Genomic DNA, 15,300 nt, shown 5'->3' with positions numbered 1-15,300 from the left:
TCACGCCTGTGCTCAGCGCCACGAGCCGCTTCCTTCCGCAGTGAAGGGGGCGGTTTTCGTGTTCTCTATTCAGTTTTTAGGGTGTGTCAGGCCTAGAAGGGGGCGGGTTCGTTCCGGTCGAAGGGAACGGTGCCGGTGGCGGCCATGACGCGCTCATTCTTATCGCGCTTGGCCTTTTTGCGATTCGTCATTCGGTCGTCCAGGCTGATGCGGCGCATCTTGGCGGAGACGCCCTCTGCGACGGAGCAGGAGATCTCGCCACTCTTAGAGCGCCAGGTGGTGGTGCCCTGCGGATCGACCGTGACGGTGTATTCGCCGAGGGTCTTCATGTTGTGGTGGCGCTTGCATAGTGGCTGCAGGTTCCATGTGGCCGTCATGTCACCCTCCTGCCATTCGGCGATGTGGTCGATCTCGCAGCGATTCGCGGGGACGGCACAGCCGGGGTGGTTGCAGCACCCATAGCGGGCGATGACTTCATGCCGCTGCGCCTCGGTGGGCTGGTAGCCGGGTTTCTCCGAATCGGAGAGCAGCTGGAGGTGTGTGATCCAGTTGAGGATCTCCTCCGTGGCCAGATCCCCCAGCCAGCCGGTGGTGGGGGTCCAGGCGCCCTTGTTGAACCAATCCCCGTAGACGTGCATGACCACGTCGAGGTCGATGGTGTTGAGGATGAGCCCGAGCAGCCCATCGGCGCGGGTGCGCCCGTGCGTCGCCGCCTTAGTGATGGCTTCGGCGACGAGAGTGCCGCGATGGGCGTCCAGGTTGGCGGTGATGGTCACTGTGTTGCTCAGCGGATTGTGGTTGATGTCTACCCACTCGCGCTCCTCTCGCTGGGGATCAGGCTCATCTGCTTCTGCGGCCGGCGGGTCGATTATGCGCAGTATCTCCGCGATACGCGAGCTCAGCCAGTAGGGGCCTTTGAGGGCTTGGTGGTCGACGCGGGGGAGTATCCGGTCCAGAAAGCGCACCTCGAATTCCGCGATGAACTCATCCTCTATGGCCTCGACCGCGTAGGTAAAGGCCCACAGATGCGCGTCGTTGAATACTGGCCGGGAGTTGAGAAAGGCGGCGACTAAGGGGAATCGTCTGAGCGTCCGCGCGAGGTCGAGGTGTTTGAGAATATAGCCGTCGGTGCAGCTAAAGCGTTTCGCCATGTGGGAGCAGAAGGCGTCGTAGTGCTCCTCATCGACTTCGTACTGTCGCAGTAAATGCAGGGCGAAGCGGATGCGGCGAGCATTCTCGGCCAGGGGGTCGAACTCGCTCAGCCCCAGTTCGGTGCTCAGCGGGGAATCAGCCTCCCAGTGGCGTTCGTGGCAGAAGCGCCGGGACCCATCGGCCATCCGTTGTCTCACTGAGCTATAGCCAAAGATGCTTCGGTAGTGCTGATCGTCGGGGAGGGGAAACGCTGTGGGATCTATCATGTGCTGTCCTTGTGTCGGGTGGTGGTTTTGGTGGCCTTAGTATGTCATCCACGCTGGACACTGCATTGCACTTATTCGAACACGCGTTCTAGTTAAAAAAGGGAAAACAACGCCCTAAAACAGGGCGCACACAGCATAAACGCACACACCAGCCTATTCGAACAGTAACCGCTATTGTGCGCACTCTCCGTCGCTGCCTAACACCAGCCGCTGCGGCTCGAAAGGGGAGAGGAATTCCTGGTCCGCGGCGTCGGGAAGCGGGTGTCACATCACGCTCAGATCCATTCCCACGGCAGTCGCGGCAGCAAGCTTGTCGACGCTACCCTGCACAATCTCATAGTGCAGGGCAGAAAAGCGGGTGGGAGGTGTAGCTGTCGCGCCGGGCGGCCGGCAGCTGCTGAATACTGAGGGCGGAGTCCACGAGGCTGGCGCGCGCTCCGATTAGCGCAGCACCTTACATACAGCCTCGACCTGGTCGGGAAGCCGTGCATGGTGCACCGCAGGTAGTTCGACCACGCGCCCGAGCCGCGAGGAATACTCCGGCACGGTTGTGTCACGAGTGCTGATTATGGACACCACCTCTACCCCAGCGGGGACCACGGGCGAGAAGGGCTGCATGATGTCAACGAAGCTGCGTCCGAGGAGGCGGGCGATGATGGCTTGGCTCCACCGCGGCTGCGGCGGCACTCCGCGCCAGCAGGCCCCGAGGCCAATGATTTGGCCAATGCGTCCCCGCAGCTCGGGGCAATCGGCGGCGAGGAGCCCCACCAGCCCGCCGAGGGAATGCCCGATGATGTCGAGCTGCGAGTGGGCGTCGATAAGCGTACTGCGCACCTCGTCGACGCACTCCATGAGCGATGTGGTGCCACGGCGACCATACTCGGGGACGATCACGCGGCGGCCGCGGGCATCGAGCGCGGCGGCGAGGTCGGCGAAGTTGCCGGGCGAGCTGAGCGTGCCATGCAGAAGCACCACGGGACGGCCCGTGCTGTGCAGCTCAGGGAGGCGCCCGCGCCGCGGAATCAGATGTCGAAGCATGCCTTAAGCATGTGCTCTCACCCCCGCTGCGGGCAAATGAAATGGGAATGTCCTGTGGAGGGGTTAAGCTGAGTGGGCCTAGAATCCACGCTTTATATAGGGAGCAAAAACTTATGGCTCGTGTAGTTGTGAACGTGATGCCCAAGACGGAAATTCTCGATCCCCAAGGACAGGCCGTGGTGCGCGCACTCGGGCGCCTCGGTGTTGAGGGAGTGAAGGATGTGCGTCAGGGCAAGCGCTTCGTGCTAGACGTTGAAGACACCGTGACCCCTGAAGATCTGGAAAAGGTGGCTGAAAAGCTGCTGGCCAACACCGTGATCGAGGACTTCGAGGTCCTCGGCGTTGAGGTGGTGTAAGTGAGCGCGAAGATTGGTGTCATTACTTTTCCTGGCACGCTCGATGATGTCGATGCGGCCCGCGCGGTGCGTCTCGCCGGCGCTGAGGCCGTGAGCCTGTGGCATAAGGATGCCGACCTGCGCGGCGTGGATGCCGTGGTTGTGCCCGGCGGATTTTCCTATGGCGACTATCTCCGCTCTGGGGCGATTTCCGCGCTGGCGCCGGTGATGGAATCCGTGATCGAGGCGGCCACAAAGGGCATGCCCGTGCTGGGAATCTGTAACGGTTTCCAGATTCTTACAGAAGCAGGTCTGCTTCCTGGTGCACTCACTAGGAACCAGGGCCTGCATTTTCATTGTGTCGATACCTACCTTGAGGTAGCGAACGCCGATACGGCCTGGACCTCCACGCTGCGCGAGGGGCAGAAGATCCTCATCCCCGCAAAGCACGGTGAGGGCCGCTTCCAGGCCAGCGCGGAAACCATCGCGCAGCTGGAAGATACCGGCCGCGTGGTGTTCCGCTACACCGATAATTTCAACGGATCCATGAACCGTATTGCGGGAGTGTGCTCGGAGAATGGTCGCGTGGTGGGCTTGATGCCGCACCCAGAGCACGCCGTGGAGGAACTCACCGGCCCCTCGCTCGACGGGCTGGAGCTGTTCCTTTCCGCTATCGGACGAGTCGCTGCCTAGGAATAAGGGGAAGTACTACTTATGACGTTCAATGACACAGTGGCCGCCGCCACCAAGGATCCCCACGCCCCGCAGCCCTATGCGGAACTTGGTCTGAAGGATGACGAGTACCAGCGCATCACCGAGATCTTGGGCCGCCGGCCCACCGACGCCGAGCTGGCGATGTACTCGGTGATGTGGTCCGAGCACTGCTCCTATAAGTCCTCCAAGGTGCATCTGCGCTACTTCGGCGAGACCACCACCGAGGATATGGCCTCCAAGATTCTCGCTGGTATCGGCGAGAACGCCGGCGTGGTGGACATCGGCGATGGCAATGCCGTGACCTTCCGCGTGGAATCCCACAACCACCCCTCCTATGTGGAGCCGCACCAGGGCGCCGCTACCGGCGTGGGCGGTATTGTCCGCGACATTATGGCCATGGGCGCCCGCCCGATTGCCGTGATGGATCAGCTTCGTTTCGGCCCCGCCGATGCCCCGGACACCCAGCGCGTCCTGCCCGGCGTGGTGGATGGCATCTCCCACTATGGCAACTGCTTGGGCCTGCCTAACATTGGCGGCGAGACCGTATTTGATCCCTCTTATGCTGGCAATCCCCTGGTGAATGCGCTCTGCGTGGGCACCCTCAAGGTGGATGACCTCAAGCTCGCCTTCGCCTCCGGCAAGGGCAATAAGGTGATGCTCTTCGGCTCCCGCACCGGCCTCGACGGCATCGGCGGCGTCTCCGTGCTGGCCTCCGACACCTTCGAAGAGGGCGCCGAGCGCAAGCTCCCTGCGGTGCAGGTGGGCGACCCCTTCGCGGAGAAGGTCCTCATCGAGTGCTGCCTTGATCTCTACAAGGCGGGCGTGGTCGTAGGCATCCAGGATCTCGGTGGCGCCGGACTCGCCTGCGCGACCTCCGAGCTGGCCGCCTCCGGTGATGGCGGCATGACCATCAACCTGGATGCCGTGCCGCTGCGCGCCGAGAACATGACGGCCGCGGAGATCCTGTCCTCCGAGTCGCAGGAGCGCATGTGCGCCGTGGTCCGCCCCGAGGACGTGGAGCGTTTCCGCGCCATCTGCGAGCACTGGGATGTCACCTGCGCCGAGATCGGCGAGGTCTCCGACGGCGAGCATCTCGTGATCGAGCACCGCGGCGAGGTCGTGGTGGACGCCCCGGCGCACACCATCGCCAATGAGGGGCCCGTGTACGAGCGCCCCTTTGCCCGCCCAGACTGGCAGGATGAGCTGCAGCAGCAGCGGGAGATTCCGCAGGCCGATAACGCCGCCGTGGCCCGCGAGGTGTGGCTGCGCATGGTCGGCTCCCCGGCGCTGTGCTCCCGCGCCTTCATCACCGAGCAATATGACCGCTATGTGCGCGGCAATACCGTCCAGGCCCGCAACGCCAACTCCGGTGTGCTGCGCATCGACGAGGAAACCGGCCGCGGCGTGGCCGTCTCCGCCGATGCCTCGGGCCGCTACACCAAGCTCGATCCGAATACCGGCGCTCGGCTGGCGCTCGCGGAGGCCTACCGCAACGTGGCGGTCACCGGCGCCCGGCCCATCGCCGTCACCAACTGCCTCAACTTCGGCTCTCCCGAGGATCCGGCTGTGATGTGGCAATTCCGCGAGGCCGTGCACGGGCTTGCCGATGGCTCCCGTGAACTGGGCATTCCCGTCTCCGGCGGCAATGTCTCCTTCTACAACCAGACCGGCACCGAAGCCATTTTGCCCACCCCGGTGGTCGGTGTGCTGGGCGTGATCGACGATGTCGCCCAGTCCATCCCGGCGCACATCCCCGCCGACGCCGCCCCCGGCACGCGCCTGCTGCTGCTCGGCGAGACTAAGGAGGAGCTGGGCGGATCCATCTACCAGCAGGTAGTGGCCGAGGATCTCTCCGGCATGCCGCCGAGCGTTGATCTCGCCTGCGAGCAGGCCCTCGCCGAGTTCTTCCACGGCTCCACCGATATCCTCGCCGCCCACGATCTCTCCGAGGGCGGGCTTGCCCAAGCCATCGCGGAGCTGGCCATTCACTCGGGTCGCGGCATGCAGCTCTCGCTTGTCGACGTCGCCCCGCAGCCCACCATCGCACTCTTCTCGGAGTCGGCCTCCCGGGCAGTGATCGCCGTGCGCGAGCAGGACTGCGCAGCCGTGACGGCCCGCGCCGCCGAGTGCGGGGTGCCGGTGACGGAGCTGGGCGCCACGGCAGACACTGACACCGTGGACCTCGAGCTTCCCGGCGGAGAGCACCTCCAGGTAGCGGTGGCCGAGCTGGAGCAGGCGTGGACCTCCACGCTGCCCGATCTTTTCGGCCACGCCGCTGGCGCTAACTCCGTGGTCTAATAGCGCCCCCTGAACCTGGTATCAACCATATGGTTGATACCAGGTTCAGTCTTGTGCACGATGTGCGCTCACCTGCGTCGATGCTGAACTTGAGGGCATGGATGTCACTCGTAGTTTTCGCAGCGCCCGGAATAGCTGGATCAGCCTCGCCCTCATCGCTGGGCTGATCGGTGTGTTCTTTGCGGTGCTCGGCGGCGCCGAGGCCTCGCATGCTCGGCAGGCCGCCCCCAGCGATTCCGAATCCACCCAGGTGGCCCAGATCCTGGAGCACTTCCCCGGGGCCGATGAGGACACCGTGCTGGCGGTGGTGCAGCAGCGGGATCGCTCTCCGCTGAGCGAGGTGGATCTGCTGGCCGCCGCGCGCGCCATCCCAGGCGCCGAGCAGGTCCGCCCCCTGCTCAGCGATGATGCCCGCGCGGGGCTCATCACCCTGCCGGTGCCCGCCGCCGAGAGCGGCACGGAGATGAGTACCTATCTTGCGGAGCTGCGCGCCGATATCTCCGCCGCGGCCCCGCAGCACCTCGATATCGCCATCACCGGCGGTGCCGCCTTTGGCGCCGATGTGGCCGCTGCCTTCCAAGGCGCGAATATCACTCTGCTGGCCGTGACCGTTCTCATCGTCGCACTGCTTCTCATCTTCACCTATCGCAGCCCCGTGCTGTGGCTCATCCCGCTATCCGTGGTGGCTCTCGCCGATCGCGTGGCTGCGGTGCTCACGGCCTGGATCGGCGCGGAGTTCGGCCTGGAATTCGATGCTGGTATCGTCTCGGTGCTGGTATTCGGCGCCGGTACGAACTACGCCCTGCTGCTCATCTCCCGCTACCGCGAGGAGCTGGTTCGCCACGAGGATCACCGCGCTGCCCTCTCCTCGGCGTGGACGCAGTCCTTCCCGGCGATCGCGGCCTCTAATCTCACCGTCGTGCTCTCCCTGCTCTGTCTCGGCCTCGCCGTCATCCCCGGCACCCGCGGGCTGGGGATTGTTGCCGCGGTGGGCATTCTTCTCGCCCTCGTGGCCGTACTCGTCGTACTGCCTCCGGCACTATCGCTGGCCGGCCGAAAGGCACTGTGGCCGAGGATCCCCCGGCCGGGTGATCCCGCCGCCGAGCCCCGGATTTATCGCCGTGTGGCCACCGCCGTCATGCGCCGTCCCTTGGCGGTGCTGCTGAGCGGAGTGGTGCTGCTAGGCGGACTCTCCGCCGGGCTGGCATCGATCACGGTGGGGCTGAATCAGATGGAGAAGTTCCGCACGGAGACCGAGTCCGCCGCCGGTTTCGCCACCCTCGCGGAGCACTTCCCCGCAGGCGAGGCCCAGCCGAACTTCGTGCTCACCCGCGTCTCCCATCAGGACGAGGTGCTGGCCACCATCAACCGCCTCGACGATGTCGTGCGCGCCATGCCGCTCGGCGTCTCCACCGATGGCGAGTGGGCGAGGATCATGGTGAGCACCGACGCCGCCCCCGGCACCCAGGAATCCCTAGATTTTGTGCGATCGCTGCGCACGGCCGTGCACGCGGTGCCTGGCGCCGCGGCGAAGGTCGGCGGCGAACAAGCCACCGAGGTGGATGCCCGCGCCGGCACCGTCCGCGACCTGAGGCTGCTGGTGCCGGTGATCCTCGGCATCAACCTGCTGGTGCTCACCCTACTGCTGCGCTCGGTGGCGGCGCCGATCTTCTTGGCCCTCAATGTACTCAGCGCTGGCGCCGCCATCGCCGTGGGCAGCTGGATCTCCAGCCTGGTGTTCGGCGTCTCCGCTCTCGACCTCTCGGTGCCGCTGCTCTCGTTCCTCTTCCTCGTGGCCATGGGCATCGACTACACCATCTTCCTCGCCCACCGCGCCGCCACGGAGCGCGCGCTCCATGGCACCCGCGAGGGCATGGTGGAAGCCATCAGCCACACCGGCGTGGTCATCACCTCCGCGGGCGTGGTGCTGGCCGGCGTATTCGCGGCCCTCGGGGTGCTGCCGCTGGTGACCCTGGGCCAACTGGGCATTATCGTGGGCTTCGGGGTGCTGCTGGATACTATTCTCACTCGCACCATCATTGTGCCGGCCGCTGTTGGCGTGCTGGGCGATGCCACCTGGTGGCCCCGCCGCGCCCCCACCGCCGAGGAAGGAGAAACCGAGTATGTCTGTGCAGCTAACGCCAGCTAAACACCCGTTTGGGGCGCGGAGTTCCTCGCCCGCCGCCATTCTCGTGGTGGGGGAGACGATCACTGCCGGCATCTTGGTGATCGTCGGCGCCCTCGGGGCGCTGCGCGAGGCCTCCCCGCTGCTTATTCTTCCAGCCGTTATCGCCTTCTGCGCCGCCTTCGTGCTGCTGCACCGCCCCCGCCTGCGGCTGGGCGTGTTGTTGCTGCTCTGGGCGGGGCTGGTGTGCCTCAGCTTCTCCTTTACCTGGGTTGCCTTCGTTCTCTTCCTGCTCGCCGGGCACTATCTGCGCTTTCCGCTGCTGCCGGTCTATGCCCTGCTGGTGCTGGCCGGGGTGTGGGGCGCGACGTGGGCCGATAAGGATCAGGTGGGCGTGCCGCAGCTGCTCGGCCCGGCGATCGGGGCCGTGGTGGCTATCGGTATGAGCCGAGGCTATGTGGAATTGTTGCGCATCCTCAACGACCTCGAGCGCGCCCATAGCGAGATGGCCTATTTGCAAGATGAGCTGGCCGCCACGCAGCGCGAGGCCGGAGCCATGGATGAGCGCACCCGCATCTCCCAGGACATCCACGATACGATCGCCCAAGGGCTGAGTTCCATTCGGCTGCTGGCCCAGCCCTCTCATCCCACTCCCGCCGCGGAGAAGCTGGTGCTCATCGAGGAGGTCGCCACGGAGAATCTGGCGGAGGTGCGCCGCATCGTCGCCGATCTGGCCCCGCATGGCTTGGAGAGCACCCCGCTGGCCGTGGCCTTGCAGACCATGGTGGATGGGCTGGCCGCCGGCAGCGGCATCGACGCCGAGCTCGAGGTGCACAGCGCCGTGCGGTTCAGCGACCCGATTGATATCGCGCTGCTGCGGGTAGCCCAATCCGCGCTGGCCAATGTGCGACTCCACGCCGCCGCCTCTCGGGTGCGGGTCAGCCTCGATAGCGATGAGGAGCAGGTGCGTATGGACATCGTGGATGATGGCGTCGGATTCGATGTCGCCGCGTGGGAGCACAGCCGCGCCACCACCAGCTTCGGTCTGAGTTTTATGCGCTCGCGCCTGCAGAAACTGGGCGGCGGGCTGGATATCGAGTCCACTCCGGGCGAGGGCACGGCCATCTCCGCCTGGGTGCCGCTCTAAACTACACAGCATGACCATTGCCGTTGCGCTTATCGACGATCACCCCGTGGTGCGCTCTGGACTCACGGCGATTCTCAACGCCCAGCCGGAGATCCACGTTGCCGCCGCGGCCGGGAGCGTGGCTGAGGCACTCGCCGCTATCGACGCCGCCCAACCCGATGTGGTGCTCTGCGATCTCCGCCTTGGAGCCAGCGATAGCGACGGGGTCGAGGTGATCCGCGGCTGCACCCAGCCCGTGGTCATCCTGTCCACCTATGACCGCGAGCGCGATATTCGCGCCTGCCTCGACGCCGGTGCCGCAGGCTATCTGGTAAAAGACGCCCTCGTGGATACCATCGTGGAGGCCATTCGTGCGGTGGCCCGCGGCGAGGTGTATGTCCAAGCCTCCCTCGCCGGGGCGCTACTGAAGGCCCCTGCCCCCGCCCAGCTCACCGAGCGGGAACGCGATGTGTTGCAACTGGTGGCCACCGGCGCGAGCAATAAGGAGATTTCCACGCGGCTATTTATCTCCCAGGCCACCACTAAGACGCATCTGGTGCATATCTTTAACAAGCTGGGGGTGGATTCCCGCACCCGTGCCGTGCACGTAGCCACGGAGCGCGGGCTGCTCTAGGCGGTGCTAGTCCACAAAGGCGCGCCCCTCGCGCAGCACCAGCGGGTGGGGGCTGTACTTGGCGCGGAGCTCGCGCAGGGTGGTGGCGTGCTCGGCTAGGCGCACATCGTCCTCGGTGCGTGGCTCGAATTGCCGGGCGGGCAGCACATTATTGTCGAGGTCGCTGGCCACATAGGTGAAGGTGGCGTGAATGGCCTGCTGCAATTGTTCTCGGCCGCCGCGGGGATCGCCGCTGCGCACATGCACGGACATCTGCATGCTGCGGGTATCGGTGCGCATCAGCCGCGCATCCACCTCGATGAGATCGCCGATAGAGATCGGCCGGTAGAAGCGAATCCCGCCGGCGTAGACGGCGATGGTGCGCTGCCCCGACCACTCCATAGTGCAGGCCGTGCCCGCTTCGTCGATCCATTCCATCGCGGTGCCGCCGTGCACATTGCCGCCCCAGTTCACATCGGTGGGCTTGGCCAAAAAGCGGGTAATCACCCGCGGCGCATCGCTGGGGCCGTCATAGTTCTGCTTCTCCATCTCCGCCTCGATGGCGTGGCGCAGCTCGATGCGCGAAATGGCGGCCTGTTCCACCCGCTGCTCGTCCTCGGTGGCGGCGTGAAATTTCGGCACCGGGGTGGCGGAGCCGGTCTTGGGGTCTTTGGCGACGAAGATCACCAGGCAGTCGCAGGCGCGGGAGAAGTGGCCATCGCGCGGATCCGCGGAGAGCACCTCGTTTACAATGTGCATCGAGGAACGGCCCGTCATGGCGATCCGGGAGCGCACCTCCACCACGTGGCCGGAGGGGATGGGGCGGTTGAAGTGAATATGGCCCACATAGGCGGTCACACAGTAGGTGCCCGACCAGCCCACCGCGCAGGCATAGGCGGCCTTATCGATCCACTCCAACACGCGGCCGCCGGAGACACCCCAGTTGCCGGCCATCACCACATCGCTGGGTGCGGCCATAAACCGTAGTGTGACCTCGGGCGAGGGGGCTCGATTGGCTGCGGATTGATCTCGTTCAGACATAGGTGTGTTCTCCGGGGGACGGGGCTAGTAGCTCATAGGCTACCAACAGTTAAGCTGGGTCACACTATGCCGAAAAAGATTGATCCCGCCGAGATGCGCGCCGCCCTGCGCGAGTATGAACAGCGGATGGATAGCCCGAATGTCCCGCGCGCGCTGGTTGCCCGCGCCGTGCGGCTCAGCGCCCGCACCGTGGAGAACTGCGCCCCGGGGCATAGCGTGGAACTGCGGGTGCCGCCCTTTGTCGCGGTGCAGTGTATCGAGGGGCCGCGCCATACCCGCGGCACCCCGCCCAATGTGGTAGAAATGCGCCCCGAGGTGTGGCTGCGTCTCGCCATCGGGCGCAGCACTTGGGAGCAGGAGCTGGCTGAGGGCAATCTCAGTGTCTCCGGTACCCGCGCCGGGGAATTGGCCCATTGGGTGCCGCTGATCTAGAGCGCGACCAACAGCCCTGAAACAAACATTGGGCGCGCGGGCCGGGTGCTGCTCTGCGCCCCCGCGTGGGGCTAAATATTCGCCATGCCGCCGGTGAAACAACTACGATTAACCCACGTGGCTATTAGAAACCAGCCCCTATCCGCTTTCGATGATCTCGGAGAACACGAGCCGCGCGAAGAGTGCGGTGTGTTCGGTGTTTTCGCTCCTGGGGAAGAAGTCGCCAAGCTCACCTACTACGGCCTGTACGCGCTGCAGCACCGTGGCCAAGAAGCCGCCGGTATCGCGGTGGGGGACGGCGATAATGTGGTGGTGTACAAGGACCTCGGGCTCGTTTCCCAGGTCTTTGACGAGGGCGCCCTCGACGCCCTGCGCGGTAATCTGGCCATCGGCCATACCCGCTATTCCACCGCCGGCGGCGCCTGCTGGGAGAACGCCCAGCCGATGTTCCGCGTCGCCCCGAACGGCACCGACGTGGCCCTCGGACACAATGGCAACTTGGTGAACTATCTCGAGTTGCTCCAGGAAGCCACCGAGAAGGGCTTGGTGGACCCTGCGACACAGCCCTCCGACTCGGACATCATGTGCGCCCTGCTCGCCGAGGGCATCTCCGAAGAGGTGTCGCTTGTCGACGCAGCCCTCAACCTTCTGCCGCGCATCACCGGCGCCTACTGCCTGACGTTTACGGACGGCCATAAGCTCTATGCCGCCCGCGACCCGCATGGTGTGCGACCGCTCTCGATTGGTCGCCTCGAGCGGGGCTGGGTGGTGGCCTCCGAAACCGCGGCCCTCGATATCGTCGGTGCTTCTTTTGTGCGCGAGGTCGAGCCGGGAGAGTTCATCTCCATCGACGATTCTGGTATCCGTTCCCATCAATTCGCGCCCACCAAGCACAAGGGCTGCGTGTTTGAATACGTGTATTTGGCCCGCCCTGATTCCCTGATCCGCGGCCAGTCGGTGAACGATACCCGCGTGGGTATCGGTGCCGCGCTGGCGACGGAGCACCCGGTGGACGGTGATCTGGTGATCCCGGTGCCGGAGTCCGGCACCCCGGCGGCGGTGGGCTATTCCTATGGTTCGGGCATTCCCTTCGCCCAGGGGCTGGTGAAAAATGCCTATGTGGGCCGCACGTTCATCCAACCCACCCAGACCATTCGCCAGCTCGGCATCCGGCTCAAGCTCAACCCCTTGAAGCATGTGCTGGCCGGCAAGCGGCTGGTGGTGGTGGATGATTCCATCGTCCGCGGTAATACCCAGCGCGCGCTCATCCGTATGCTGCGCGAGGCCGGCGCCGCCGAGGTGCATGTGCGGATCGCCTCGCCGCCGGTGAAGTGGCCGTGCTTCTACGGCATTGACTTCGCCTCCCCCGGCGAGTTGATCGCCAATGGCACCGGCGCCCGCACCATGGAGGAAGCCGTGGACGTGATCTGCACCGCCATTGGTGCGGATTCGCTCGGCTTCGTCTCTATCGATCACATGGTGGAGGCCTCGAAGCAGAAGCGCGAGGATCTCTGCTGTGCCTGCTTCGATGGCGAGTACCCGCTGGGTATGCCCGCCGGAAACCCGAACACCGCGCTCGTGGAGGACATGCAGCGCAATCTGAAGAAAGTGACCACGACATGACCGATCACGCTCCCTCTGATGGCGCATCCTATGCAGCAGCCGGGGTGGATATCGCCGCCGGTGACCGCGCGGTAGAACTTATTGCCCCCTTGGCCAAGAAGGCCACCCGTCCCGAGGTGCGCGGCGGCATCGGCGGTTTCGCCGGGCTCTTCGCCCTCGGTAAGTATGAGAAGCCGCTTCTTGCCGCTGGCTCCGACGGCGTGGGCACCAAACTGGCCGTGGCCCAGGCCATGGACAAGCACGACACCATCGGCATCGATTTGGTGGCCATGTGCGTCGATGACTTGGTGGTCTGCGGCGCCGAGCCGCTCTTTCTCCAGGACTATATCTCCGTGGGTAAGGTTGTACCGGAGCATATCGCCGCCATTGTCAGCGGCATCGCCGAAGGCTGCGAGCAGGCCGGCTGCGCCCTGCTCGGCGGCGAAACCGCAGAGCACCCTGGGGTGATGGACGAAAAGGAATACGATGTGTCTGCCACCGCCATCGGCGTGGTGGAAGAGGAGGAGCTGCTCGGGCCGGAGCGGGTCCGCGATGGCGATGTCATCATCGGCATGGCCTCCTCGGGCCTGCACTCCAATGGCTATTCCCTGGCCCGCTATGTGCTGCTGGAATCCGCTGGGCTGCCGCTGGATCAGGAGATCGACGAGCTCGAGCGCACCCTCGGCGAGGAGCTGCTGGAGCCCACTCGGATCTACACCAAGGACTGCCTGGCGCTTGCCGCCGAGTGCGATGTGCGCACCTTCTGCCACGTCACCGGCGGCGGACTGGCCGGCAACCTAGTGCGGGTGCTGCCGGAGAACATGGTGGCAGAGATCTCCCGCTCGGCATGGAAGCCGCAGCCGATCTTCAAACTCATCTCCGAGCTGGGCAAGGTCAGCCGCGAGGAAATGGAGAAAACCTTCAACATGGGCGTCGGCATGGTGGCCGTGGTGTCTGCGGCGGACCGCGACCGCGCCCTCGCCATGCTCACCGCCCGCCACGTGGATGCCTGGGAAATTGGCACGGTGCGCAGCGCCGCCGCCGATACTGAGAAGCGGGTGCTGCTCAGCGGCGAACACCCCCAGTACTAGCCATGAAGAAACCTCCCTGCTCACTGAGCAAGGAGGTTTCTTGAAATAGTGTGCTACTTCTCGTATTCATCCTTGAAGTAGTCGGCCCACTCGGAGTAGGGATCGTCCTCCCGGACATCCTGCTCCGAACGGGAGCTATTGCTGGCGAGTTCACGCTGCAACTGCTCTAAGTCCATCTCAGGAGTTTGGTACTTCAGTTGACGAGCTACCTTAGCCTGCTTAGCCTTCGCGCGGCCGCGACCCATGGCTAGACCCCCTTGGAGTGTGCCTGAAGTGCCTCGGGCGTAGGGCACCCCATTATCGGTTTCTTCAATCTTGTATTCCTGTGAATCCACAATAGCTAATGTGACGAAAAAAGTCGCACCTGGGTCCGTGGCGTGCCGCAAAACCGATCGCGCCCGTACCCCTTTAGAGGGTACGAGAGCGGAAGCGCTGCACCGCCTCCCGGCCGGCCTTAGTGCCATTGTCCTGCGGAATCGTCTCCGGATCCACGACTACGGAGCAGTCGCCCACGCGCAGATCCTGGGACTGTAGCGCGGATCTTTTCACCACGGCCAGCGCGATCGGGCCGAAATCGCAGTCTTGCACCACAGTGCCCACCCGGCCCACGGCGCGCGGCCGGGTGCCCTTGGTGATGCTATCGCCGGGCACCGGCAGGCTGGGGGCGGAGCCATCGAGGTGCAGCCGCACCAGCACCCGCGGCGAGGATCCCAAATTCTCCACGCGAGCCACCGTCTCTTGGCCGCGGTAGCAGCCCTTGTGCAGGTGCACCGCCGTGCCGCCCACCCAGTGCGCCACCTCGTGCGGGATCGACTTATCGTCCAGATCCACCTCCGGCAGCGGCAGGAGATGACGCACCCGCTCCGCGGTCCACGCCATCAGGCCGACACAGTGCACGCCGTTGCTCTCCAGCTCCGTGAGGGTGGCGTCGATAAGCGTCGTGGGAATATAGAGATCGGTGTGGGCGAGGGGAGCGCTGATGCTGCGGCTAAGCCCGGTCGGCGCGCTCGTGCCGAGGAGGGTGAGCAGGCCGAGATCAGTGCGGGAGATCTCTACGGCGGACCAAAAGACCATGCGGCGCAGGAATTCCTCTAGGCTGGCGGCGCTGGGGCGGGGGATATCCAGCAGGAATCCCTCCTCGGTGCGCAGCACCCCCAGCGCGTGCAGGATATGGCCCTGGGCATCCAAATCCAGGGCCTCGGTGCCGGCGCCCACGGGAAGATCATCGAGCTTCTGCGAAAGCAGATTATTCAGAAACTCCGGGGCATCCGCGCCGCTGACCTGCAGCACCACCCGGTTGGAGCGGTCAATCACCACCGGCTGCTCGGCGATCGCCCGCTGCTCTCCTAAAGGATCGCCATAATGCCACGCCACGCCCTCATAGGCGGGGTGGGCGTCGGCGTCCTGCGCGGGGCAGGCGCCGGGACGCGACAGGCCAGGGGAACGATAGGATGTCTCACTCATCCC

The 15,300-nt window shown here is 65.0% G+C and carries 14 protein-coding genes; 9 read left to right on the top strand and 5 right to left on the bottom strand.

The window, feature by feature from the left end; translation table 11 throughout:
* Window positions 1-92: 92 nt before the first annotated feature.
* Window positions 93-1,337, bottom strand: a complete 1,245-nt coding sequence (locus tag GBB18_RS06605; protein ID WP_151641150.1) for an HNH endonuclease signature motif containing protein — start codon at window positions 1,335-1,337, stop codon at window positions 93-95.
* Between the two features lie 522 nt (window positions 1,338-1,859).
* Window positions 1,860-2,456, bottom strand: a complete 597-nt coding sequence (locus GBB18_RS06600; protein ID WP_151641149.1) for a triacylglycerol lipase — start codon at window positions 2,454-2,456, stop codon at window positions 1,860-1,862.
* A gap of 113 nt (window positions 2,457-2,569) precedes the next feature.
* Here GBB18_RS06600 and purS point away from each other — a divergent pair, with 113 nt between their 5' ends.
* The 6 genes from purS to GBB18_RS06570 all read left to right on the top strand — a co-directional run bounded on the left by purS (window position 2,570) and on the right by GBB18_RS06570 (window position 9,688).
* Window positions 2,570-2,812 carry a phosphoribosylformylglycinamidine synthase subunit PurS gene (purS, locus tag GBB18_RS06595; protein WP_151530208.1) on the top strand — a complete coding sequence of 81 codons (243 nt, stop codon included), beginning with the start codon at window positions 2,570-2,572 and terminating at the stop codon, window positions 2,810-2,812.
* Window positions 2,813-3,484 (top strand): phosphoribosylformylglycinamidine synthase subunit PurQ, encoded by a 672-nt coding sequence (gene purQ / locus GBB18_RS06590; protein WP_151530209.1) that lies wholly within the window; start codon window positions 2,813-2,815, stop codon window positions 3,482-3,484.
* A 21-nt stretch (window positions 3,485-3,505) separates the two neighbouring features.
* Window positions 3,506-5,803, top strand: a complete 2,298-nt coding sequence (gene purL, locus GBB18_RS06585; protein ID WP_151641148.1) for a phosphoribosylformylglycinamidine synthase subunit PurL — start codon at window positions 3,506-3,508, stop codon at window positions 5,801-5,803.
* A gap of 97 nt (window positions 5,804-5,900) precedes the next feature.
* Window positions 5,901-7,952 carry an MMPL family transporter gene (locus tag GBB18_RS06580; protein WP_151641147.1) on the top strand — a complete coding sequence of 684 codons (2,052 nt, stop codon included), beginning with the start codon at window positions 5,901-5,903 and terminating at the stop codon, window positions 7,950-7,952.
* A complete protein-coding gene (locus tag GBB18_RS06575) occupies window positions 7,927-9,075 on the top strand; it encodes a sensor histidine kinase (RefSeq protein WP_151641146.1) in 1,149 nt (382 codons plus the stop codon). The genes GBB18_RS06580 and GBB18_RS06575 overlap by 26 nt, the downstream gene beginning before the upstream one ends.
* A gap of 10 nt (window positions 9,076-9,085) precedes the next feature.
* Window positions 9,086-9,688, top strand: a complete 603-nt coding sequence (locus GBB18_RS06570; RefSeq protein WP_151641145.1) for a response regulator transcription factor — start codon at window positions 9,086-9,088, stop codon at window positions 9,686-9,688.
* 6 nt (window positions 9,689-9,694) lie between these two features.
* Here the strand turns inward: GBB18_RS06570 and GBB18_RS06565 are convergent, their stop codons facing one another.
* The gene (locus tag GBB18_RS06565; RefSeq protein WP_151641144.1) at window positions 9,695-10,708 is read right to left on the bottom strand and encodes an acyl-CoA thioesterase; all 1,014 of its coding nucleotides are present in this window, start codon (window positions 10,706-10,708) and stop codon (window positions 9,695-9,697) included.
* Between the two features lie 66 nt (window positions 10,709-10,774).
* On the opposite strand from GBB18_RS06565, the gene GBB18_RS06560 reads away from it, so the two are divergent.
* From GBB18_RS06560 to purM, 3 genes are all read left to right on the top strand, one after another.
* A complete protein-coding gene (locus tag GBB18_RS06560) occupies window positions 10,775-11,140 on the top strand; it encodes a sterol carrier family protein (protein WP_151641143.1) in 366 nt (121 codons plus the stop codon).
* An 84-nt stretch (window positions 11,141-11,224) separates the two neighbouring features.
* Window positions 11,225-12,763, top strand: a complete 1,539-nt coding sequence (purF, locus tag GBB18_RS06555) for an amidophosphoribosyltransferase (protein ID WP_370513264.1) — start codon at window positions 11,225-11,227, stop codon at window positions 12,761-12,763.
* On the top strand, window positions 12,760-13,833 hold the full coding sequence (purM, locus tag GBB18_RS06550; RefSeq protein ID WP_151530216.1) for a phosphoribosylformylglycinamidine cyclo-ligase: 1,074 nt from the start codon (window positions 12,760-12,762) through the stop codon (window positions 13,831-13,833). The genes purF and purM overlap by 4 nt, the downstream gene beginning before the upstream one ends.
* Before the next feature lie 53 nt (window positions 13,834-13,886).
* On the opposite strand, the gene GBB18_RS06545 is transcribed toward purM, so the two are convergent.
* Together GBB18_RS06545 and GBB18_RS06540 are read right to left on the bottom strand one after the other, a co-directional pair.
* Window positions 13,887-14,078, bottom strand: a complete 192-nt coding sequence (locus tag GBB18_RS06545; RefSeq protein ID WP_151530217.1) for a DUF3073 domain-containing protein — start codon at window positions 14,076-14,078, stop codon at window positions 13,887-13,889.
* Between the two features lie 163 nt (window positions 14,079-14,241).
* Complete coding sequence (locus GBB18_RS06540) at window positions 14,242-15,297, bottom strand: folate-binding protein YgfZ (RefSeq protein WP_151641142.1); 1,056 nt, start codon at window positions 15,295-15,297, stop codon at window positions 14,242-14,244.
* Between the last annotated feature and the right edge of the window lie 3 nt (window positions 15,298-15,300).

The organism is Corynebacterium sp. 11A (assembly GCF_008930935.1).
Lineage (GTDB): Bacteria > Actinomycetota > Actinomycetes > Mycobacteriales > Mycobacteriaceae > Corynebacterium > Corynebacterium megadyptis.
Note: the sequence above shows the minus strand (reverse complement) of the source record. Positions and strands in the feature narration are given on the sequence as shown.

What these genes read in the sequence shown, in the direction of transcription:
- GBB18_RS06605 (WP_151641150.1), bottom strand. Translation starts at nt 1,337, where the DNA reads ATGGCCGATGGGTCCCGGCGCTTCTGCCACGAACGCCACTGGGAGGCT.
- GBB18_RS06600 (WP_151641149.1), bottom strand. Translation starts at nt 2,456, where the DNA reads ATGCTTCGACATCTGATTCCGCGGCGCGGGCGCCTCCCTGAGCTGCAC.
- purS (WP_151530208.1), top strand. Translation starts at nt 2,570, where the DNA reads ATGGCTCGTGTAGTTGTGAACGTGATGCCCAAGACGGAAATTCTCGAT.
- purL (WP_151641148.1), top strand. Translation starts at nt 3,506, where the DNA reads ATGACGTTCAATGACACAGTGGCCGCCGCCACCAAGGATCCCCACGCC.
- GBB18_RS06580 (WP_151641147.1), top strand. Translation starts at nt 5,901, where the DNA reads ATGGATGTCACTCGTAGTTTTCGCAGCGCCCGGAATAGCTGGATCAGC.
- GBB18_RS06575 (WP_151641146.1), top strand. Translation starts at nt 7,927, where the DNA reads ATGTCTGTGCAGCTAACGCCAGCTAAACACCCGTTTGGGGCGCGGAGT.
- GBB18_RS06570 (WP_151641145.1), top strand. Translation starts at nt 9,086, where the DNA reads ATGACCATTGCCGTTGCGCTTATCGACGATCACCCCGTGGTGCGCTCT.
- GBB18_RS06565 (WP_151641144.1), bottom strand. Translation starts at nt 10,708, where the DNA reads ATGTCTGAACGAGATCAATCCGCAGCCAATCGAGCCCCCTCGCCCGAG.
- GBB18_RS06560 (WP_151641143.1), top strand. Translation starts at nt 10,775, where the DNA reads ATGCCGAAAAAGATTGATCCCGCCGAGATGCGCGCCGCCCTGCGCGAG.
- purF (WP_370513264.1), top strand. Translation starts at nt 11,225, where the DNA reads ATGCCGCCGGTGAAACAACTACGATTAACCCACGTGGCTATTAGAAAC.
- purM (WP_151530216.1), top strand. Translation starts at nt 12,760, where the DNA reads ATGACCGATCACGCTCCCTCTGATGGCGCATCCTATGCAGCAGCCGGG.
- GBB18_RS06545 (WP_151530217.1), bottom strand. Translation starts at nt 14,078, where the DNA reads ATGGGTCGCGGCCGCGCGAAGGCTAAGCAGGCTAAGGTAGCTCGTCAA.
- GBB18_RS06540 (WP_151641142.1), bottom strand. Translation starts at nt 15,297, where the DNA reads ATGAGTGAGACATCCTATCGTTCCCCTGGCCTGTCGCGTCCCGGCGCC.